This is a genomic window from Marinomonas sp. ATLA20 (genome assembly GCF_057180105.1).
This window is the reverse complement of the sequence record NZ_JBXUKU010000004.1, coordinates 172704-193734: the sequence shown is the minus strand read 5'-3', so window position 1 is coordinate 193734 and position 21031 is coordinate 172704. Positions and strand designations below refer to the sequence as shown.

Sequence of the window (21031 nt, the reverse complement as noted above, 5' to 3'; positions counted from 1 at the left end):
GCATGCTTTCAAACGATATTATTACGGCTTGTGCTAACAAGCTTAATCAGGCTGAAAAAGAACGCGTTCAAATTCGTCAAATATCACTAGATTATCCAGATATAACATTTGATGATGCGTACGCCATTCAACGCGAATGGGTACAAATGAAATTAAATGAAGGTCGCAAGATAATTGGTCATAAGATTGGCTTAACATCTCGTGCGATGCAAATGAGCTCACAAATTGATGAGCCAGATTACGGCACCTTGCTTGATGACATGCTGTATTACGATGGCTGTGAAATTGAAACGGACAAGTTTATTGTACCGCGTATTGAAGTCGAATTAGCCTTCGTTTTAAAAAAGCCTTTGAAAGGACCAAACTGCACGATTTTCGATGTTTATAACGCAACAGATTATGTTATTCCTGCACTTGAGCTGATTGATGCACGTAGTCAATCTATCGACCCAGAAAGCAAACGCCCACGCAAAGTCTTCGACACCATTGCCGATAATGCCGCCAACGCTGCGATTATCTTAGGTGGACGCCCGATCAAAATAGATGAAATGGATTTACGTTGGGCGTCAGCCATTATGCAACGTAACGGCATTATTGAGGAAACAGGTGTGGCTGCAGGTGTACTCAATCACCCAGCTAATGGCGTCGCATGGTTAGCCAATAAACTCGCGCCGTTTGATGTTGAACTTGAGCCAGGACAAATCATCCTTGGCGGCTCTTTTACTCGCCCGATTGCAGCACGTAAAGGCGATACATTTAACGTGGACTATGGTCCACTTGGTTCAGTGTCTTGTCATTTTGCTTAGGAGATAGACATGTCTGCCCCTAAAAACACTTTTAAAGCGGCCCTCAAAAGCCAACAGCCACAGATTGGTCTATGGCTTGGCTTAGCCAACAACTACACCGCAGAACTTATTGCGAGCGCAGGATTTGATTGGCTATTGATCGACGGAGAGCACGCACCAAACACCTTGCAAACTATGGTTGGGCAACTGCAAGCCATAGCGCCATTTGCCAGCCACCCAATTGTTCGTCCTGCATGGGCGGATCATGTCGCGCTTAAGCAAATACTTGATCTTGGTGTGCAAACTGTCCTAGCACCTATGGTAGATAATGCTGAGCAAGCGCTGGAGATAGTCAAAGCAACACGCTATCCACCCGCCGGTATTCGTGGTGTTGGCAGTGCATTAGCACGTGCCTCGCAGTTCAATAGAACGCCCGACTATTTGACGACAGCGAACGATGAAATTTGCGTACTGGTTCAAATCGAGTCACTTCGAGCTATCGAAGAACTGGATAATATTCTTGCTGTAGATGGGGTAGACGGTGTCTTTATTGGACCTGCCGACCTTAGTGCATCGCTTGGCTATATTGGTCAGCCTAACCACCCTGAAGTGGTTAAAGTGATCGAGCAGAGCATTGCAAAAATCATTGCGGCAGGAAAAGCCCCAGGCATTTTAATGGCGGACAAACAACAAGCGAAACGCTATCTATCGCTTGGTGCTTTATTTGTCGCCGTTGGCAGTGATACTGGTTTATTAATGAACAGTACTAAAGCTTTGGTGAATGAGTTCAAACCTGAACAACATTCCCATGAAGAAACAACAGCATCCGTCTATTAAATGCTGCTTGTAATCTAAACTAGTGCTTTTATGCCTGTTAGTTTAGAAGTTTTATCTTTGGTCACCCTAACTTTGCCCGGCATGATGTCTACTCACATGTCGGGCTTTTTTTATCGTGACATCGCATAACGCTCTCTTTTAATATTTCAATGTATGCTTTAAAACATTAACAGCTGAAGAAACTCCAATCGCTCACAAACAACAAAGAACCTAACTCAATGAAAGAAGAGTGGATCCCCAATATCACGATTGGCCAAGACTATGATGTCGCCTACAAGGACGCCACTATCCATTTTGATGTTCTTGGCAAAATGGCTGACTTTTTTGGGCGCGATATGCCCATGCATCTGCACGCAGAATATTGCCAAATACACCTAATTCGCTCCGGCAATACTTTGTTTAATATTGATCAAAATGTTTATGAGACAAAAGGCTGCGCCGCCTTCTATACGCCTCCAGCAACACCGCATGCGTTTCTAACAGAGCCAACAGCTCCTGGCTATGTCATCACGATTCACAATACCCACCTACAAAAAATCATGGCTGAACTCAACGCATACAGTAATCACAACTCACTACTGATGCCCTTTCATATCGATCAGCAAAAAGACATTAAACCCGAGCTGCGACATTGGGAACAATTGTTAAACCTGTTTGAAATACTGAAGTTAGAATGGAGTCGATCTGCGCTATATCAACGGGACAGTATCGAAGCCATTGTTAAGCTAATTCTGATCTGTATGCTTAGACTCTCAGGTACTGAGCAACCGCAAAAGCAACACAACCAATCTGAAATACTCTGTTTTAGAGAGTTCAGCACATTACTCGAACACCATTTTTTAACGGAAAAAAACATTCAGTTCTATTGCCAATCCTTACAAATCAATGAAAGTAGGCTGAATTACTTGTGTAACAAAATAACCAAACTAAGCCCCAAGAAAATGATCAACGGCCGCGTATTGCTAGAAGCCAAACGTTTATTGACTCACACGAATAAAAACCTCACTGAAATAGCGTACACTTTAGGTTATATCGATCCTTCTTATTTCTCTCGATTCTTTTTAAAAAATACTGGTCTGAGCCCTTCGGATTTTCGAAAGCAATACAGAAAAGCAACCTAGGGAAGGTGCGAACAAGTCCTCTTGTCTCAGCATGTGGATAAAAGCCTGTTGTTCGAGGCGAGTGCCGAATGTGAATAGTGGTTCTATTTTCGAGGTGCTCAACAAAGAATACAGGCTTTTAGAGCATGCCCTTCGGGTCTTTCAGAGCAAACACCACATGTCGTTGCGACTCTTTGAAAGGTACCTACATTCCTTCAGAGTCGCGCCTTATTTGACGATTTCTCTGAAAGACTGAGGCTTAGTAGACTTATTCGCACCTTCCCTAGACCCAAGCAACAACAAGCCATATATAAAAATCATTAGTGTGATATTTATAAAAAACAGCTAGAAACATTCAATAAAAATACTTAACATGTTAATAATTAATCTTATTCCTATGCTTAGCAACAAGGCTGCTATAAGTCATATTTTCTACTAGGTAGGCAGATGATCATGAACACTATTACAAAACAGGATTTAACCACTCTCGCAACACTGCAGCTTTGTCGTGCTGCCATCGATCATGCGGAGCAAATTGATATCCATATTTGCATCACTGTTGTCGACACTTCAGGTCGTAGCCTAGCGAGTGTCGCCATGAACAAAGCACCGCTTTTATCGCAAGACATTTCCCATAAAAAAGCCATCACTTCTGTTTCATTTGGCATACCAACCAAAGAATGGCAAACCCGACTCGCACAGAGAAATAACACCTTACTTGCCTTACAAAGCGAGCCAAATTTCACCTTTTTAGGTGGCGGATTACCTATTTTACTTGATGGTTGTCTGGTTGGTGCTATTGGGATTTCGGGTGGCAGTGAACAGCAAGATATTGACTGTGCGAACGCAGCAATCACCAACCTAAACTAGCCAAAAAAGCTTATTTAAATAGGAGCTTCCATGACCTCAGCGTTGAGTAAATTAACCATCCCATTGCTTGGCTATTTGGTCGCGTTTGGGCCGCTTTCTATCGATATGTATTTACCAAGTTTACCAACTATCGCTAATAACTTAGGCACTACAGATCAACTAATACAAACAACGATCACGGTATTTTTACTTGGAATGGCAATCGGCATGCTCATTTTTGGCCCTTTATCCGATATGCTAGGCCGAAAACGCTTACTCTTAATTGGGATAGGGTTTTATTTTTTGAGTAGTATTGGTTGCGCCATGGCATCGACAGGCGAGAGCCTGATTTTGTTTCGTTTCTTACAATCATTAGGAGGAGCGGCAGCGGCCGTTCTGGGTAGAGCGTTAGTGAGAGACTTGTATGAATTAAAGCGAGCAGCCAATATCCTTTCACACATGCATATCATTTCAATGATGGTCATGCTGGTATCGCCCATACTCGGAGCTTACATTGTTAGCTATTTTGAATGGCGTTGGATCTTTTATTTCTTAGCCTTGTTCTCAATGATCGCCTTTATTGGCAGCGCGTTGTTATTACCAGAAACAAAGCACAGCTCAACGATAAAGCCAAGTTTGCGTCATTATTGTAACAACTACATTGACTGCCTGCGCGCACCATTGTTGGTCCAATATGTACTGACCAACGCTTTTTCATTCGCGGGAATGTTTGCCTTCATCGCAACATCCGCTTTTGTGTATATCGAGTACTTTCACCTTTCAGAAACCCATTATGCGATGTTATTTTCCGCCAATATTGTCGCTATCATTATCGCCACTTTACTCAACTCATATCTCAGTAAACGTTATAGTGTCAGCGTCGCATTAAACGTAGCGGTTGCTATCTCTTTTATGGCGACACTGATCATTTGGGGAATGTATGGCTTTAATGGGGCATCCATTCTCTTATTTGTCATCGCTACCATGCTTTATATCAGTGTCACAGGCGCGATTGGTGCAAACAGCTTAGCCACCTTATTTGAATTACTACCAGAAAAAGCAGGTACAGTATCTGGGCTATTAATAGCTGCTCAATTTGCGATGGGAAGCTTCATTAGTTATGTGGCAAGCTTATTATTCAATGGAACGCCAGCAAGCCTTTTAATCATCATGGCCTGCTGTGGCACCCTTTGCACACTACTGTATTTGAGCACCAAAATAAGCCGTTAATACTGTGCTATGCATCCAATAGATTTTCGATGCAGCTTAAGAGATGACGCTGAACCTTTACTAAGCCCACTTCAATTTCTTGAATGGCGCTATTTATCTCATCAATAAGCGGTTCTGCAGCCTCATAGTCTTGTCTCGAGGTGTTCTTCAGTAAGTTTTCACCAAGTTCAAATAGGCGAAATAACGGAGCTTCAATGGCTTTAAAGGCGTCATGACTTCGATAATTAAAATCATCATCGTCGCCATGTATATACCACTCAGCGAAGACGGTTTTATTTATATCAAGTACATCACTATTAACTTGCTGCCCATTTAACCACGATGAAATCCAAGCATCTTTTAAATTTACTAATTCAAACAATGAAGTCGATCCATGCCCGTACAGCATCGCTTTGTAAGCCGCCGAAATAATGAGCTCAGAAGTAGTATTGGTTTTGGCCATGTTTGACTGGATATTAACGGAATGCTCATGGTGTAAATTAATGCCTTCATTTAACACCTGAATTCGTCGATCGACTTCTGCGGTTGTGGTTTGAATACGCTGCACCAGTGTCGAAATTTCATCGCTGGACTCTCTTGCACGACTCGCCAATCCTCTCACTTCATCAGCTACGACGGCAAAGCCGCGACCATATTCACCAGCGCGAGCCGCTTCAATAGCCGCATTCAGTGCTAACAAGTTAGTCTGTTGAGATATTTTATTAATCACCTCTGCAAAACTATCGATCTCAGTCGCTAAACTTCGCAAGGTTAGCACTTCGACTAAGCTTTTTTCTGCGTCTTCAGACATAAGCTTGGTTGCTTCACAAAGTTTATTCAGCTCTAAATTACTCTTTTGATTTTCACTTTTGACTTCTTCAACTTTACTCATTGGTTCAAATAGCTCTTCAGATACCTGATTCACTATTTGCGTAATAGGCACTAAAAGCCCACTCATTCCACTTAATAAATTTGTAGTAAAGTCTAAGCCATTCCCTGTATTTCCTTGAGAAGATAACTGTTCTTCCAATAACGTTATTTTAGCGTCCTGCTGATCCATTAGTGACTGAAGTTGCTGGTTTTTATTTTCTAATGAGAAAATGATGTTCTTTTGTTCTGTTATTATTTTCGAATTTTTAAAAGCAAACATAACCACTTCCATAAAAAAGGGCCTCAACCTAAATTGAAACCCTATGAATATTAATGATCAAGCTACACGACGCTTTTCTCTAATTTTGCTATAAGTAAATACAAAAATAGATAAAAGAGTCACACTAAATAAAGTCAATGCAATTGGACGATCTAAAAAGACATCAAAACTGCCATTAGATACACCTAAAGCCTGACGCATGCGATTTAAGAACACTGGCCCCAACACCAAACCTAAAATAATAGGCACAGCAGGGATATTATTTCTTTTCATAATATAACCAATCACTGAGAACCCGAGTGCAATAAAGGCATCTGTAAACTGATAATTCTGACTGTAAGCCCCTAGGAAACCGAGAACAAAAATCAGTGCACCAATAAAACGGCCACGAATCCGAGTAATATTTACGATAAACCTCGAAGCAAAAGTTAAGTAGATGAAGATAAAAATATTCATCACGAACAAAGCCACATACAGACCGGAAATAAATTCAGGGTGTTCAGTAAATAATCTTGGACCTGGCGTATAGTTATGAACCATAAATACCGACAGTAGCATCGCCATTAAAGCATCAGCAGGAATACCAAATGCTAACAAAGGCACCAAGACAGACGCTGTTACCGCATTATTTGACGTTTCTGAAGCGACGATGCCTGCCTCAGCGCCTTTACCGAATTCATCAGGATTCTTCGAAAACTTCTGTGCCAAAGTATAGGAAAAGAACTGGGATCCAAATTCGCCAACGCCTGGCAATAGCCCCATCACGACCCCTAAAATTGCCGAACGTATTGCCGTCACTTTATTGCGCATCAAAACAAAAAAGCCTTCAAAACGCCCAGATCCCTCTAATTTCGTTTTGAAAGAGTCATTACCTTTTGCAGAAATCAGTACATACGCTTGCGACATAGCAAAAAGGCCAATCACTGCGGGGACTAATGGCACCCCAGCTAACAGCCAAGGTTGATCAAAAGTGTAAACTTGAGTATTAAAAGATCGATCAATACCAACCGAACCTAAAAACATACCAAGACCAATCATAGCGGCAGCTTCAAGGGCATATTTATTGTGCGCTAGCACGACAAACACCATCCCAAGTAATGCCAGCATGGCAAATTCTGCGCTACCAAATAGCGTCGCGACCTGAGACAAAGTCGGTGCAAAAAACACTAACGATAGAACACTGACGATTCCACCAAAAAATGAAGACGTATAGGCAATCGATAACGCCTTTTTGCCTTCCCCACGTTTGGCCATGGGATAACCATCATAAGTGGTAAGAACAGCCACCGGCGTTCCTGGTGTATTCATTAATATGGCAGGGATAGCGCCGCCATACCAAGCACCACCATAAACCCCTAACAATAATGTCACACCAAACAATGGCTCCATTGTAAAAGTTAAAGGCAACAATATCGCCATTACACCAGCGGGTTCTAGCCCGGGAATGGAGCCGATAGTGACACCAATAAGGGCACCGATAATAACAGCCCATATGACGCCGTTACCAAATACTTCATTGATACCTAATGCTATTAAATCCATAAAAATCTCTAAAAGTATTTATTCATAAACCAAAGGGTTTCACCGCTGAATAGCGTTTCATACAAAAGCACGTCTGGAATCCAGATATTTACCCCAACTCTAAAGATTAGGACAATTAATGCGACAGCAATAAAGGTGTTCAGCACCCAAATTCGCGACATTAGACGACTAAGCCAAACAATAGACAAAACAAACAACAGAGTTGATAGAGTAAAGCCAAGGATCGTAATAGCGTTGACATAAACAAAGAAAAGAATGCCAGTAATAACAACCATACGGTAATAGCTTAGGCTTTCTACAAAGCTTTCCAGCAAGCTTTTTTCTCCCTCTATCGGCCTAATCACCAACATGAGTTTGATAAAAGAAAAGAAAGCTAATATGCCCAAGCCAAATAAAGGTGCGACATACGGCTGGGTATACCAACCATGATCACGTTTAATTTCGAGAGTATGGCTTTGATAAGTAAAAATTAAATAGACACTAACGATGGTTATGACCAGAAAAAACAGTTTGGATTTACGGTGCTCATATTCCATTTTTACCCCCCTCTTTTTTACTAACAACAGTATTAGAGATAGGCACGATCAAAACAGGCACGGTCGTATTATGAATAACTTTTTGCGCCGTTGAGCCTAGGAACATACGAGACAAAGCATTGACACGACGATCCCCCATTACAACCATGCTCGCCTCAACATCTTTTATCGTGTCGACAATTTTTTTAGCTGGGTCGCCAAAACGAACCACAACGTCAATGCTGTCTTCACTGAATTCAATATCACTCAACTCTTCAGCAACGAAATTATGGATTCGCAGCTTCATATAAGTTCGTATCTCGTCTTTCAACGATTCCAAATGCGCATCATGCGCTTTCTTTAATTTGAACCCCACAAAAGAGTCATCATTACCACGGTGAAACTGATCAGAAACATGCAGGAAAAAGATCTTGCCGTTAGAGCAAGCAGCCTGTTCTAACGCTGCGCGCAGTACGACTCGACTCCCTTGTTCTAAATCAGATGCATATAAAATATTTCGCATTTATGGACTCCAAGAGGCCTTTCACAATGTCACGAGCATAACCAAGAAGAGATAAAACAGACGAAAAAGCAGATAACTACATGAATATAGTTATTAAGGCGACGCAGATAGCCGAGGCCGAGTTCATGATTTATCAATACACATCTAAAGTCTGTTTTTAACAAAGTATTGGTGAGCGCTGTAGTCATGCAAAGGTCTTCCGAAATATAGCCATCTAAACCATGGCTATATTTCAGCGTAAGAACTTACTTCGCTCGGTTAACAACCTTACGAACCGTGTTCTCTAACAACCCCTCCATACCAAACTCGACGCCCAATCCAGATGATTTATTACCACCAAAAGGGACGTGAGGTAGCACTTCTGCATGGTTATTTACCCATACCGTCCCTGAATCAAGCTGATCAACAACCCAATCTAGTTCAGCGCAAGGCTCCCCCCACACAGAGCCACCTAAAGCAAACTCTTCGTGAATAGCTTTTGACATAACCTCGTTAAGATCATCGTAAGGAATAACAGGAAGCACCGGACCAAATTGTTCATGACAAACCACATCAATACTGTGTTGTGGGTCTTTAATAATGGTAGGCGCAATAAAATACCCATCTAAGCCAGACGGTAAATCTGCGGCAATAACCTCAGCCCCAGATTCACGTGCATCAGCAATCATAGCTTTCACCTTTTCATACTGATTTACGTTTTGCACAGGCCCAAAAGTCACGCCTTCTTGCGTACCATCACCAACAACTTGCGCCGCGGCTATTTTTACTAAAGCATCGCATAAAGCTTCATATTTAGAACGGTGGACATAGAGGCGTTTTAAACAAGCGCATGTTTGCCCCATATTGACAAAAGAAGTCATGAAAATCTTTTCAGCAATCTTCTCAACATTGGCATTTTCTAAAACAATCCCAGCATCATTACCACCCAGTTCCAGTGTTACCTTTTTCAGGTCACCGGCAACCAAAGAAGCAATACGCTTACCTACCGGTGTTGAACCAGTAAAGACCACTTTTTTAACATCAGGATGCGATACCAAAGGTTCGCCAACTTCTCTTTCACCGATAACACACTGTACTAAGTTTGGTATTGTGTGCTCATTAATAATATCGACTAAACGAAGTGTATTAATGGGCGTCAAAGAAGAAGGCTTAATCACCACGCTATTGCCCGCACGAAGGGCTGGCATGATATGCCAAATGGCAATCATTAAAGGCCAGTTCCAAGGCGTGATGGAGGCAACGACACCAACGGGCATACGATGCACCTCAACACGACGCTCTTCACTGTCTTCCAGCACTTCTGGTTCGAGTGTTAAATCTGCGTTGTAGTGAGTCCATCCCACAGCACCGCCCACTTCAAACTGAGCAAGAAACAATGGCTTTCCTTGCTCTGCTGTAATGATTGCAGCCAGCTCAGGCGCTGCCGCCTCAATGGCATTAGCAACATTATGTAAGGCTGCTGTACGCTCTTCGTGAGATTTCGCACTCCACTGCTTAAAAGCAATCTTAGCGTTTTCAACAGCACTGTTTACGTCATCTGCCGTTGAAGTCTGAATAGACTTATACGTTTGCTTAGTCGCTGGATTAATAATATCTAAAGCCATGTTTCCACCATTCTTTTTATTTTGAGCAATACGATGTGCAATAAATTAATAACTATTTATTCTCGGCTATTAATTTTTTCGCATTTTCGAAGTCAAGTTCGATCAATTTTTGTGCGTTTTTCGCATTTGTCCAGTACACACTCGCACCTGTATTTTCTTGCAGTTTCAGCACTTCAGGTGACTGAAGAGCCGTCTCGGCAATAGCCGCAATTTTGTCGATAATAGGTTGCGGAGTGCCTTTTTTCACAAACAAACCATTCCATAGGGTTTGAGAAATACCCGCTACTTCATTCAAAGTTGGTACATCTGGTAAAATAGACAGACGTTGGAATGTGAAAGAAGTTAAAACCTTCACGTCTTTTGAATCCAAGCAAGGAAGAATTTGTTGTGTCGTTGTATTGATAACATCAGCATCGCCATTGGCTAATGCAGAACAATCTAATGCATCAAAGGCTGAATCGGAGGCAAATTTAAACCCTAATTTTTTCGCAGCTTGAAAAGTAACAGCCGTTGGCGTCGCTTCATAACCAAAGTGGCCTAAAGACACATCATGTGTTTTGGCATACTCAGCCAACTCCGGCAATGTGCTGTATGGCGCATCCGATTTAACGGCTAGAACAAATGGATAATCTAGAAAAATCCCAACTGGAACAAACGCATCAGCAGCGTACGGAGCATTCCCACCTACGACTTGGCTTGTTACTAGATCCACCACAAAAGAACCAATCACACTACCATCAGGACGAGATTGTGCCACTGTTGTTGCACCAAGTACGCCACCGCCACCCGGTTTGTTAACCACAGTCGCTGGTACGCCAGTTTCTTTCGACATTTCTTCAGCAATAACGCGTGTCAAAACATCTTCCAAATCACCAGGAGGAAATGGAACGATGAATTTAACCGGTCGATTCGGGTAGTCTGCCGCGAACGTCGCCGTACTTGCCAATGAAGAAATAACTAAGGTTGAAGCGACTAGCGCTTTTAGAGCAAAATATATTTGTTTTTTCATTTTTATCGTTCCTTTTTAGTAATACAGATCAAACCTACACCCTCAAGCAAGCACCTTCTATGTCCCGATAGGGATATTTTTATCCCTATCGTTTAACAATTTAAGCAGGCCTTGCATTGAAACGTGAACAACTTAGCTTAGTCGTATATTCATTATTTTGTGACCTTGCTCTACCTCTAAATTAGTTAACATGTTCACTAAATTCAAGTGTTTTTTAATTATTTATTGCACTTTTTATGAATCACTATAAAAGCCCTCTTTCCCCTTTTTCTAGAAAAGTCCTAAGTTTTGCCTGAAAAACACATTCCTTAAAAAACATCAAATATCAATACTGTAAAAACTCGATACAAAAAAAATAAGAGGACACATCACATGAAACGTCAAAATCCATTATTGGAAGAGCTAAAAAAAGTACTTCCTGAAATCGCTAGCAATGCAGACAAAGCGGAAGATCTTAGAAAAGTACCTACTGAAAATATTGAACTGCTCAAAAAAGTAGGATTACACAAAGCCTTTCTGCCTAAAGTCTATGGTGGTTATGAGAACTCCTTACCAGAGTTTGGCGACTGTATTGCGGCACTTGCTGGGGCGTGCGCGAGCACGGCTTGGGCGTTTAGCTTACTTTGCACTCACAGCCATCAAATTGCCTTGTTTCCTAAACAGGCACAAGACGATGTTTGGCAAGACGATCCCGATATGTTGGCCAGTAGCAGCATTGCCCCTTTTGGCAAATATCAAGAAACTGATGGCGGTGTTATTTTTACGGGGGATATGCGTTGGAGCAGCGGCTGTGAACACGCCCAATGGGCGCTTTGTGGCTTTCTAAGAGAAAACAAAGAAGGCAAAAAGGACCATTGCTTTGCACTAATTCCTGCGACTGACTACAGTATCGACGATGATTGGTATGCCGCCGCAATGAAGGGCAGCGGCACTAAAACACTCGTTATACGTGACAAATTTGTACCAGAACACAGAATTCAAAAAGCCAAAGACATGATGGAAGGAAAGTCTGGCGGCTTTGGCTTATACCCAGATAGTAAGATTTTTTACGCCCCTTACCGACCATACTTTGCATCTGGCTTCTCTGCGATCAGCTTAGGTATCGCAGAGCGCATGCTAGAAGCATTTAAAGAAGCAACTCAAGGTCGAATTCGTGCCTATACAGGCGCCAAAGTGGGTACAGCGACACCAGCGCTACTACGAATTGCTGAATCGACTCATCAAGTCATGGCAGCTCGAGCTTTTCTGGAAAAAACATGGGATGAACATGCCGAATACGCTGAAGCTCATCAATACCCTGATCGAGCAAAATTAGCAGAATGGCGAACCAACCAAGCCTATGTGGTGAAAATGTGTATTGATGCAGTAGATCGTTTATTCAGCAGCATGGGCGCGAGTCATTGGTATCTGGATAAAGAAGCGCAGCGTCTATTCCGCGATAGTCACATCACAGGCGCCCACGCTTACACCGATTACGACGTTTGTGCGCAAATCTTTGGACGTGAATTGATGGGCCTAGAACCCGATCCATCTCTACTGTAACAAATCGCCTCAATATATAGATAAAAGGTGCTAGCCATGGAGATTCATGACTAGCCCAGTAATACACATAAGAATAAGAGAGAATATTATGAGCTTCGACCCTAAAGAATTCCGCCGCTGCCTTGGCAATTTTGCCACAGGCGTGACAGTGATTACCGCAAAATCCTCTGATGGAACACAAGTTGGCGTAACGGCTAACAGTTTTAATTCTGTCTCCCTTGATCCTCCTCTTGTGCTATGGAGCATCGTTAAAACATCAAGCAGTTATGCCATATTTGAAAATGCAGACCATTTTTCTGTCAATATTTTAGCGGCAGATCAAATTGATTTATCCAATAATTTCGCCAAACCAAGCGACGATAAATTTGCCAATATTAAGACACTAGATGGTATCGGTGGTGCACCACTGCTAACAAACACAGCGGCTAACTTTCAATGTGAAAAATACCAAGTTGTCGACGGTGGTGATCATTGGATCATGATTGGTAAAGTCGTTGCGTTTGAAAACTTTGGCCGCGCACCGTTACTTTACGTACAAGGCAGTTATGCTGGTGCGATTCCTTTTACAGGGGCTAAAACACCGGCTCAAAATGTCGCATCAGATAAAACACTGGCGCGTTTGCATGACAGTGCTATTTATCTGATGCACAAAGTGCTGCAAAAAGTCCAAGAGAACTATCTGCCAAAGCAATCTTCAACAGGACTAAGCACCAGTGAAGCTCGATTGCTACTTGTCTTAAGTGACACGGCCGGAATCACCATTGATGATTTAACTAACTTGGTAACTATTCCATCGGTTGATGTCATCGACGGTGTTGAAAGCCTAAAAGGCTTTGAGCTGATTAACAGCGACCTTGAACTTACTAAAAAAGGCCAAGAGATGGCTGAGCGCTTGTGGGCGATATCAGACCAACAACAAGCCGATATCTTTGCCAACCTGAAAGAAGACGAATTAAACAGTTTTAAACTTCAGTTACATCAATTACTAAAAAAACTGTCTTAATTAACTAGAGTTCATTGACCTTTAAGGCAAATGTGAAAAAATCCCCTCGTGGGATTTTTTTATGTATGTATAATAACTTTTTATTTAACAAGTTAAGTTATTAATTGTACCAATGATTCCCATCCCCTATTTTATTTTATTGGCCATGTGCAGCCCTATCGCACTTAACGCTATGTTGCCGGCTTTACCTGCCATTGCGCAGCAACTTGACATTGACTCATCAACAGTACAATTAAATTACTCACTCTATCTAGCCGCCCTTGCTTTAGGGCAATTCTCAGTGGGCGCCGTCATTGCCAGGCTGGGAAACCGATCTACCATACTATTAGGAATATGCACCTTTGTTGTGGGTGGATTGATTGCATTAGCAACAGACCAGTTATTTTTTATGCTGCTTGGGCGGGTTTTACAAGGTATTGGCGGCGCATTTAGCATGGCGATGGCAAGAGCGTTACTCGTTGCCAGTTCAGGAGAGAAGCTCGCTTCGCAGCAAATGGGCTATGTGGTAATGGCCATAGCGTTATCGCAAAGTATTGCGCCATTAATTGGTAGCTCATTAAATACTCATATAGGCTGGCAAGCGATCTTTGCATTTTCAGCTATTCAAGGTACTGTTTTATTACTACTTAGCCTCAAATTAATTAAACCAGAGCTCCAAAAGCCAACAAAGCTACCGCTTACAATGATGCTCCATCATTATATGAGCCTAATTCGTCAGCCAACATTTAACCGTTACGCCATTGCCAACACACTTATCGCACTTTGTTTTTATCTATTCATCAGTGCCTCCCCCTATCTAACCAAAGATTTGAGCGAAAATAGCCTAGCTTATGGCTATTGGTTCATGCTGGTATCGGGCGCCTTTATGCTCGGCGGCTATCTAAGTACATTATTAAATAAACCGCTTTCATTGGATAAATCAATCCTACTTGGAAACAGCCTATGTATTTTTGGAGCGGGTACTCTATTGGTACTGCAAATAAGCTTACCAATGAGTTTTGCGACGCTTTTTTTACCCATGTCTGTCATTACATTAGGTCGTGGTATAAGCCAGCCAAGCTACCAAAGTGCGGCGATAGGAACAGCGAATGAATTAGCTGGTATGGCGGCAGGATTACTTGGATTTCTTCAATTAAGTTTTGGGGCAATCTTTGCTCAAGTCGTTCCTCTGTTGATTGACCTGCATCCCCATATGATTGCCTTTGCCATCTTAGGCTGTACACTTTTAGCAACCGTTACCCATAACAATACCAGAACCATGAAATAGCAATAGCCTCGGCGCCATGCGCTAGCATTCTATTTAGAAAGCGCATTTGATACTTTAAGATAATATTTTTAGGAATGAATGAGATTACATGAAAAGATTAGAAGACTCTCTGACACTGCAATTATTAAGAGCACGTGAATCATCCATGACTTTTTTTAGGCCTGTGCTCCAAAAAGCAGGCTTTACTGAGCAACAATGGCGAGTCTTACGTGTTTTAAATGATCATGAAGAATTAGAAGCAAAACAACTGGCGCATTTGTGCTGTATTCTTAGCCCTAGTTTGACGCGCATTATTACGCGCTTTGAAGATGATGGTTTTATAAAACGCAAAAAATCCCCTACTGATCAGCGCATATCCTTGCTTTCGCTAACCCCTAAAGCCAACAAAGTTGTCAAAGAATTCCGCCCTGAAGTGGATGCGGCTTACCAACGGCTCAAAGACAAACTGGGAGAAGATAAGCTTAAAGAACTCAGTCGGTTGTTGAGCGATATTATTGCTTTAGAGAGTTAATATTTTTTATTCAGCATACGCTTATGGTGACATAGATCTTCAATCGCAATGAAATAGGCAATCTCTCAGCCTATTTCATTTGCACTGCCTTTTGAGTGTTAAAGCTTACAAATTCTTCGATAATAATCGGTAACTATCTAAACGATCCGCTTGACTATGTGTCACGGTAACAAGAGAAATTTCATCAGTGTTAAATGTCTCAGCCAGAGATTCCATTTCGGCCCAACACTGCTCTGATGTGCCTATCGTATAACTGGCCTCAATATGATCAAACATAGCTTGATGAGAAGCGGGCATGGCATGATATCTATCTCGCACTTGAGCTGGTGTTAAAAAGTCTTCCCGCTCGCCGATTTGAGTAGCAAATTTACGATACACGGCGGTGCCTGCTCGAAGTTTTGCTTCCTCTTCTGTTTCTGCACAAATACAAGCAATGGCCAACATCCTTTGTAATGCTCGCTCATGCCCTGCCTGTTGCCATGCTTTCTGATGAGCGTCAAAAATACGTGGATGACAGTTTTCAGAATCAATAAATCGTGCCAAAGCCAAATGATAGCCTAATTGCCCTGCCAACTCAGCACTACCGCCACTTGATCCTAGCATCCATAAATCTGGTACATCTTGCACTTCGGGCATTACATGTATCGTGCTAAAAGGATGCCCCTCCTTAAAAGAACCATGAATAAAACTTTCTAGTAAATCCGCTTGTTCTGCATAAAACTGACCATTAGAGGCTTTATTAGGAAAAGCTAAAGCGGCCGATGTTATAGCGGAACCACCAGGAGCACGCCCAACACCAAGATCTATACGACCAGGAAAAAGTGATGCCAGCATAGAAAAGCACTCAGCCACTTTTAACGGACTGTAATTAGACAGCATCACGCCACCGCTACCTATCTTCATTCGCTGCGTGATACTGGCCAAATGCGCGACTAAAATTTCAGGGCAAGGATTTGCAAAGTGCACACTGTCATGATGTTCTGCTACCCAGTAACGGTGATAATTCAACTCATCACATAATTTTGCCAACTCGACCGTTAGTAAAGGGGCGTCACTTTTGCTATGGGAACCGTGGACTGGCGTTTGGTCCACAACCGATAATTTTATCTTCATAGGTCGCTCTCATCATTAAGAATATAATTAACATGTTAACTTATTTATTTTAATCGATGAAGATTTGTTGGTAACTAAATGCCGAGCTGTATTTCAAGCTGCAGGCTACCTGCTGATTAAAGATGGTGACTATGCTTAAAAGCACAGCCACCTGTACGCCATTTAAACCTATTTTGCAGGTTATAGTTCGTTCTGAACTTTATCTAGAATAGACCAAATTAGATCTAACCAATCCTCATGCTCAGGTTTCATCAAAGAGGAACGTAGACAAGTCGTATATTCACTATCAACAACCACATCTGGGTATGCTTTTTTTATCAAATAAGATGGAAAACTAAAAGTAGCCAAATACAAGTGCTGTTTTTCTGCGGCATGAAATGTCTGATCAGATAAGCGTGATATTTCACTCGTACTCATCGCTTTTGGTGCCCACATCACAATATCCATATCTGGTACAAGCGGCGTAATGAAGCGATCATCCTGTGCTAAGCGAGAAAAAAGCGCCTCCGCAGCGCGACGACAACTCGCCAAACCATTAGCAAACTCACTACCAGCCTGCAGTGGAAACATTTGCATGGTTGTCCATAATGCAACAGCTGAAGCACCTGCACGAGAACATTCGAGACTGATTTCACCTAAATGAAGTTCGTCTGAACTAAAGTAAGTATAAGGTGAATCGTGTTTATAAAAACGTCCCACCTCTGGGTCTTTGAATATGACACAACCACACCCATAAGGCTGAAGCCCATGTTTATGAGGATCAATCACAATAGAATCAACACAATGAGTAAGTGCAAACGCATCACACACATTAGACGGCAAGGTATCCACCAGCTTGTAATAACCGCCGTAAGCCGAATCAATATGTATTCTAAAGTCGTACTTATCTTGTAATGCCAGTATTTCTGGTAGCGGATCAACCGAACCCACTGCCGTGGTACCTAGCGTCACTACAACGGTACCAATATCTCCCTGTTTTAGCTTTTTCTCGAGAGCGACAACATCCATACGAGCTTTGTCGTCTACTGCGATCGCCTCGAAAGGAATTTGTAGTACGCCACAAATACGATTATGGGTATAGTGCGCCTGTTGTGAAGCAACAATTTTCTTACCTGGATGTATCTGATTAGCCACCCATAACGCTTCTAAGTTAGCCAGCGTACCACCGCCAGTGAGATGCCCTATATAGTCTTGCCAACCAAACATCTTGGCGATCCCAGCAACGGCTTCCTTCTCCATTGCCGAACTGGCTTTACCGCCATCTAAGGCATGATTATTTGGATTGATCCACATGGCCATCATGTAAGCCATGCGCGCAACAGGATGAGGAGGCTTCAGCATTTGTCCTGCATAAAGTGGATGCGGGTAAGGATAGTTATCCCACATTTTCTCTGCTGCCAATAACAAAACATCTTCTGCACGTTTTTGGTCATACTCCGTCTGGAATTCCGGCAAGTCGGTGTAGCCCTCAGCTAATTTATGCACCGCTTTTTCTAATAGCCCAATACTGTTAGTTTCTATCGTCATGTTGTTCCCTATAATCTTGTTGCGATACTAGCAGGTGCAGTATCTGCCATATTGAAAGGTCAAACGACCAGGTATGATGAGGAAGAATATTAAGGGTAAGTCTGTGCGGGTCATCTGAGAAATGAGTCATGCTCAAGCGTTCTATGCAGAAAAATCATACCCCATAGACATTAATAAGGTTTTATAGAAATCAAACTATTAGTCGAGTTTGCTATCGGTTTTTTTTAATCTCACAGACTTAAAAACCGAGCTTTGAGAAATGGCAGTGTAATGGAAAGGCAACGCCGACAATCAGTTTGGTATGAAAGAAAAGAGAATAACTTATTGAGAGGTCAATAAGTCAAAATTAGGACATGCCTCTAGGGGAGTAAATAGAGCGAGATAACTGATCCGCAATAATTTCTCTCAGCCATCGGTGAGCACTGTCATGTTGGTGAATACTATGCCATAGCACGTAGTAATTATGCTCAGGGATATTATCCATTGGCAAACTTAAATGGGTTAAGTCATAAATTTCACCAGCCCTTAACGCTATGTGCTTAGGTGCGACCAACAACATATCCGTACTTGCGATCACCTTAAAAGCGGACGTATAAAAAGGCACTTCAAACGCAATGCGCCTTTGTTTATGCAAGCGACTTAGCTCTATATCAAAGAAACTATCCTTATCGCCACCAATGGTAATACTAACAAACGGATACGCTAGCAGCTGTTCTAGACTAAGATCACTTTTTTGTAATAATGGGTGATCTTTACGCAGCAACAAAGCAGGTTCGTCTCGGCCTAAATGAATACCATAAAGATTATCCGGTACTTGATTAATCATGGTAGCGACAAAATCAATTGGTTTTGATCCTAGACTGTCTAACCAATCGGATTGCCACGTTTTAAAGGTTAAATCGATTTGATTAGGTTGTTGATGCAAAGAAGACAAGATGTCGGGAAAAATGAAATTAGCCACATAATCTGTACAAGCAAACGTAAAACGTCGCTGGCACAAAGAAGGGTCAAAGGCTTCCTGTTGACGTAAATTATCAATCTGATTAAGAAGGTCTTGCAATCTCGGCTTGAGTTGCTGAGCTCTCGCCGTGAGCAAATAGTCATTGCCTTCTCTTACCAACAGTGGGTCGCCAAAATACTCCCGTAACTGAGCTAATTGTCGACTAATGGCAGACTGTGTCAGATGTAAGGTTTTTGCAGCGCCCGTCACATTACGCTGTTCTAACAATACGGCTAAAGCTCGCAACAGGTTGAGGTTTAAGCGCTCCATAAAACTCTCTTTCCGAAAAAGAAATAAGGCTTAACAATATCACTTTGCCTATAGCGAAACCACTTGATACCAAAACACATTAAAAACGCCTTTTACACTGATAGAAAGTACCCTGAACTTCAATTCCGATTAAACTCAATTTTAGCTTTTATTGTCTTCTTATTGCTTCCCACTCTTAACTGAGGATCTAATTCCTAACCAGTAAATTGAAAAAACTGACATAAGCAACAAGGCAGCAGCAATCGGATGATTAATGAGATTCGTGATATCCCCACGAAGAATAGTCGCAGTTTGGCCTAAGGCAAGTTCAAACCGCGGTCCGAGAAAATAGGCAATGACAAAAATGACGATCGGATAGTTCAATGCGTTCATTATCATACCTATTGCGGCAAACATCAGCATGACATAGACACCGAACATACCACCAGTAGACAGATAAACCCCAACCATGCATAGCACAAGCCCACTTGAAAACACTATCGACTCAGGGGCCGTAATCAATTTTGCCCATAAGCGCAGTCCAAATAATCCAAAAATAAGGTTACAAACGTTAGCTATCATCATGGCGCCAAATAATCCGTAGACGAGTTGCCCCTGCTCTTCGAACAATAACGGCCCAGGCTGTAATCCTTGAATCATAAAGGCACCGATAAGCAAAGCAGCCGAGACGCTCCCCGGTATACCCAGCGTTAGTAATGGGATCAAACTGGCGCCACCAACAGCCGAATTGGCCGACTCTGTCGCTGCAATACCGCGAAGATCCCCTTTACCAAAGCTTTCAGGATCTTTAGCCGCTTGTTTCGTCGAGGCATAGCTCATAAAAGCGGCCGCGGTCGACCCAATCCCCGGTACAATGCCGATACAGATTCCTATCAGTGCGCCACGCAACAACACAAAACGACAAGATAAATATTCAGCCAAACTCACCCGTTTTTGATCATCGGTCTGATTTCGGGGAATATGCAATGCGGGCCGCATTCCACCAGACATTCCAGCAAGGCGAGCGATAATGACAGATACCGCCAACGACCCAATCGCAACCGATGAAATAGGAAAACCGCCATACAAATCAGTAAAGCCAAACAAGAATCGAGGTGTCGAGTGCTCTGGGTCAAGACCAACCGTCGAGACAAGCAACCCCAAAGCGGTCGCAATGATGCCCTTTGTCACCGATGCACCAATCAGTCCAGAGATCAGCGCAAAAGCCATAATTATCAGCGCAAAAATCTCAACTGGCCCCATCTTTAATGCGACAACCGCCAACGGCGCTGCCACGGTAATCAAAACCAGATCACTCAGCGTATCACCGCTAACCGAGGAATAGAGCGACATTTTTAACGCTTTAAGTGGCTTCCCCTTTTTCGTCATCGGATAGCCGTCAAACGCCGTCGCACTGGCGTCTGGTGTGCCAGGCATATTGATCAAAATTGCCGGAATAGCTCCCCCCACCAGCCCACCTTTATTAACTCCAATCAGGAAACCAATGGCGGATAAAGGCGCAAATACCAAGGTAAAAGGAATAGCGATCGCGATAGTCATTTCTTGACTGCTCCCGGGCATTGCGCCGACGAACTGTCCGAGAACCACACCGGACAAAACGAAAAGGATAGTGGTCAGAGTAAACGCATCACCCAAACCGGCAAGTATTGTATTGAAATCAACCATAATGGTTCCT

Annotated in this window: 18 protein-coding genes and 1 pseudogene; 9 read left to right on the top strand and 10 right to left on the bottom strand. The window is 42.5% G+C overall.

The window, feature by feature from the left end; all coding sequences use genetic code 11:
• The first annotated feature begins 2 nt into the window (after nucleotides 1-2).
• From hpaH to AC2A4J_RS08920, 5 genes are all read left to right on the top strand, one after another.
• On the top strand, nucleotides 3-806 hold the full coding sequence (hpaH, locus tag AC2A4J_RS08940) for a 2-oxo-hept-4-ene-1,7-dioate hydratase (protein WP_255825667.1): 804 nt from the start codon (nucleotides 3-5) through the stop codon (nucleotides 804-806).
• 9 nt (nucleotides 807-815) lie between these two features.
• Nucleotides 816-1622, top strand: coding sequence for a 4-hydroxy-2-oxoheptanedioate aldolase (gene hpaI, locus AC2A4J_RS08935; protein ID WP_255825668.1), 807 nt, complete (start codon nucleotides 816-818; stop codon nucleotides 1620-1622).
• A gap of 218 nt (nucleotides 1623-1840) precedes the next feature.
• Complete coding sequence (locus tag AC2A4J_RS08930) at nucleotides 1841-2743, top strand: helix-turn-helix domain-containing protein (protein WP_484175727.1); 903 nt, start codon at nucleotides 1841-1843, stop codon at nucleotides 2741-2743.
• Between the two features lie 432 nt (nucleotides 2744-3175).
• A complete protein-coding gene (locus AC2A4J_RS08925; RefSeq protein WP_484175726.1) occupies nucleotides 3176-3592 on the top strand; it encodes a GlcG/HbpS family heme-binding protein in 417 nt (138 codons plus the stop codon).
• A gap of 30 nt (nucleotides 3593-3622) precedes the next feature.
• On the top strand, nucleotides 3623-4801 hold the full coding sequence (locus AC2A4J_RS08920; RefSeq protein ID WP_484175725.1) for a multidrug effflux MFS transporter: 1179 nt from the start codon (nucleotides 3623-3625) through the stop codon (nucleotides 4799-4801).
• Between the two features lie 7 nt (nucleotides 4802-4808).
• On the opposite strand, the pseudogene AC2A4J_RS08915 reads toward AC2A4J_RS08920, so the two are convergent.
• The 6 genes and pseudogenes from AC2A4J_RS08915 to AC2A4J_RS08890 all read right to left on the bottom strand — a co-directional run.
• Nucleotides 4809-5522 (bottom strand): annotated as a pseudogene (locus AC2A4J_RS08915) (methyl-accepting chemotaxis protein); the annotation flags it as partial.
• A 465-nt stretch (nucleotides 5523-5987) separates the two neighbouring features.
• Nucleotides 5988-7472, bottom strand: coding sequence for a tripartite tricarboxylate transporter permease (locus AC2A4J_RS08910; RefSeq protein WP_255825699.1), 1485 nt, complete (start codon nucleotides 7470-7472; stop codon nucleotides 5988-5990).
• An 8-nt stretch (nucleotides 7473-7480) separates the two neighbouring features.
• Nucleotides 7481-8008: a hypothetical protein gene (locus AC2A4J_RS08905; RefSeq protein WP_255825700.1), complete on the bottom strand. Its 528-nt coding sequence runs from the start codon at nucleotides 8006-8008 to the stop codon at nucleotides 7481-7483.
• On the bottom strand, nucleotides 7998-8510 hold the full coding sequence (locus AC2A4J_RS08900) for a universal stress protein (RefSeq protein WP_255825701.1): 513 nt from the start codon (nucleotides 8508-8510) through the stop codon (nucleotides 7998-8000). The genes AC2A4J_RS08905 and AC2A4J_RS08900 overlap by 11 nt, the downstream gene beginning before the upstream one ends.
• 245 nt (nucleotides 8511-8755) lie before the next feature.
• Nucleotides 8756-10114 carry an aldehyde dehydrogenase family protein gene (locus tag AC2A4J_RS08895; RefSeq protein WP_484175724.1) on the bottom strand — a complete coding sequence of 453 codons (1359 nt, stop codon included), beginning with the start codon at nucleotides 10112-10114 and terminating at the stop codon, nucleotides 8756-8758.
• Between the two features lie 52 nt (nucleotides 10115-10166).
• Nucleotides 10167-11123: a tripartite tricarboxylate transporter substrate binding protein gene (locus tag AC2A4J_RS08890; RefSeq protein ID WP_484175723.1), complete on the bottom strand. Its 957-nt coding sequence runs from the start codon at nucleotides 11121-11123 to the stop codon at nucleotides 10167-10169.
• Nucleotides 11124-11495: 372 nt separating this feature from the next.
• Here AC2A4J_RS08890 and AC2A4J_RS08885 point away from each other — a divergent pair, with 372 nt between their 5' ends.
• From AC2A4J_RS08885 to hpaR, 4 genes are all read left to right on the top strand, one after another.
• The gene (locus tag AC2A4J_RS08885; protein WP_484175722.1) at nucleotides 11496-12665 is read left to right on the top strand and encodes a p-hydroxyphenylacetate 3-hydroxylase oxygenase component; all 1170 of its coding nucleotides are present in this window, start codon (nucleotides 11496-11498) and stop codon (nucleotides 12663-12665) included.
• An 88-nt stretch (nucleotides 12666-12753) separates the two neighbouring features.
• Nucleotides 12754-13668 (top strand): p-hydroxyphenylacetate 3-hydroxylase reductase component, encoded by a 915-nt coding sequence (locus AC2A4J_RS08880; protein ID WP_484175721.1) that lies wholly within the window; start codon nucleotides 12754-12756, stop codon nucleotides 13666-13668.
• 112 nt (nucleotides 13669-13780) lie between these two features.
• A complete protein-coding gene (locus tag AC2A4J_RS08875; protein WP_484175720.1) occupies nucleotides 13781-14935 on the top strand; it encodes an MFS transporter in 1155 nt (384 codons plus the stop codon).
• 88 nt (nucleotides 14936-15023) lie between these two features.
• Nucleotides 15024-15446, top strand: a complete 423-nt coding sequence (gene hpaR / locus AC2A4J_RS08870; protein WP_484175719.1) for a homoprotocatechuate degradation operon regulator HpaR — start codon at nucleotides 15024-15026, stop codon at nucleotides 15444-15446.
• A 105-nt stretch (nucleotides 15447-15551) separates the two neighbouring features.
• Here the strand turns inward: hpaR and AC2A4J_RS08865 are convergent, their stop codons facing one another.
• The 4 genes from AC2A4J_RS08865 to AC2A4J_RS08850 form a co-directional block, all read right to left on the bottom strand.
• A complete protein-coding gene (locus tag AC2A4J_RS08865; RefSeq protein WP_484175718.1) occupies nucleotides 15552-16559 on the bottom strand; it encodes an MsnO8 family LLM class oxidoreductase in 1008 nt (335 codons plus the stop codon).
• 180 nt (nucleotides 16560-16739) lie between these two features.
• Nucleotides 16740-18086 carry a pyridoxal phosphate-dependent decarboxylase family protein gene (locus tag AC2A4J_RS08860; RefSeq protein WP_484175717.1) on the bottom strand — a complete coding sequence of 449 codons (1347 nt, stop codon included), beginning with the start codon at nucleotides 18084-18086 and terminating at the stop codon, nucleotides 16740-16742.
• A 346-nt stretch (nucleotides 18087-18432) separates the two neighbouring features.
• Nucleotides 18433-19356: a LysR family transcriptional regulator gene (locus AC2A4J_RS08855; protein ID WP_484175716.1), complete on the bottom strand. Its 924-nt coding sequence runs from the start codon at nucleotides 19354-19356 to the stop codon at nucleotides 18433-18435.
• A 159-nt stretch (nucleotides 19357-19515) separates the two neighbouring features.
• Entirely contained in the window at nucleotides 19516-21021 is a 1506-nt protein-coding gene (locus AC2A4J_RS08850; RefSeq protein WP_484175715.1) for a tripartite tricarboxylate transporter permease, read from the bottom strand.
• Between the last annotated feature and the right edge of the window lie 10 nt (nucleotides 21022-21031).

Bases quoted from the DNA above. Each gene is read 5' to 3' on its own strand.
- hpaH (WP_255825667.1), top strand. From the start codon at position 3: ATGCTTTCAAACGATATTATTACGGCTTGTGCTAACAAGCTTAATCAG.
- hpaI (WP_255825668.1), top strand. From the start codon at position 816: ATGTCTGCCCCTAAAAACACTTTTAAAGCGGCCCTCAAAAGCCAACAG.
- AC2A4J_RS08930 (WP_484175727.1), top strand. From the start codon at position 1,841: ATGAAAGAAGAGTGGATCCCCAATATCACGATTGGCCAAGACTATGAT.
- AC2A4J_RS08925 (WP_484175726.1), top strand. From the start codon at position 3,176: ATGAACACTATTACAAAACAGGATTTAACCACTCTCGCAACACTGCAG.
- AC2A4J_RS08920 (WP_484175725.1), top strand. From the start codon at position 3,623: ATGACCTCAGCGTTGAGTAAATTAACCATCCCATTGCTTGGCTATTTG.
- AC2A4J_RS08910 (WP_255825699.1), bottom strand. From the start codon at position 7,472: ATGGATTTAATAGCATTAGGTATCAATGAAGTATTTGGTAACGGCGTC.
- AC2A4J_RS08905 (WP_255825700.1), bottom strand. From the start codon at position 8,008: ATGGAATATGAGCACCGTAAATCCAAACTGTTTTTTCTGGTCATAACC.
- AC2A4J_RS08900 (WP_255825701.1), bottom strand. From the start codon at position 8,510: ATGCGAAATATTTTATATGCATCTGATTTAGAACAAGGGAGTCGAGTC.
- AC2A4J_RS08895 (WP_484175724.1), bottom strand. From the start codon at position 10,114: ATGGCTTTAGATATTATTAATCCAGCGACTAAGCAAACGTATAAGTCT.
- AC2A4J_RS08890 (WP_484175723.1), bottom strand. From the start codon at position 11,123: ATGAAAAAACAAATATATTTTGCTCTAAAAGCGCTAGTCGCTTCAACC.
- AC2A4J_RS08885 (WP_484175722.1), top strand. From the start codon at position 11,496: ATGAAACGTCAAAATCCATTATTGGAAGAGCTAAAAAAAGTACTTCCT.
- AC2A4J_RS08880 (WP_484175721.1), top strand. From the start codon at position 12,754: ATGAGCTTCGACCCTAAAGAATTCCGCCGCTGCCTTGGCAATTTTGCC.
- AC2A4J_RS08875 (WP_484175720.1), top strand. From the start codon at position 13,781: ATGATTCCCATCCCCTATTTTATTTTATTGGCCATGTGCAGCCCTATC.
- hpaR (WP_484175719.1), top strand. From the start codon at position 15,024: ATGAAAAGATTAGAAGACTCTCTGACACTGCAATTATTAAGAGCACGT.
- AC2A4J_RS08865 (WP_484175718.1), bottom strand. From the start codon at position 16,559: ATGAAGATAAAATTATCGGTTGTGGACCAAACGCCAGTCCACGGTTCC.
- AC2A4J_RS08860 (WP_484175717.1), bottom strand. From the start codon at position 18,086: ATGACGATAGAAACTAACAGTATTGGGCTATTAGAAAAAGCGGTGCAT.
- AC2A4J_RS08855 (WP_484175716.1), bottom strand. From the start codon at position 19,356: ATGGAGCGCTTAAACCTCAACCTGTTGCGAGCTTTAGCCGTATTGTTA.
- AC2A4J_RS08850 (WP_484175715.1), bottom strand. From the start codon at position 21,021: ATGGTTGATTTCAATACAATACTTGCCGGTTTGGGTGATGCGTTTACT.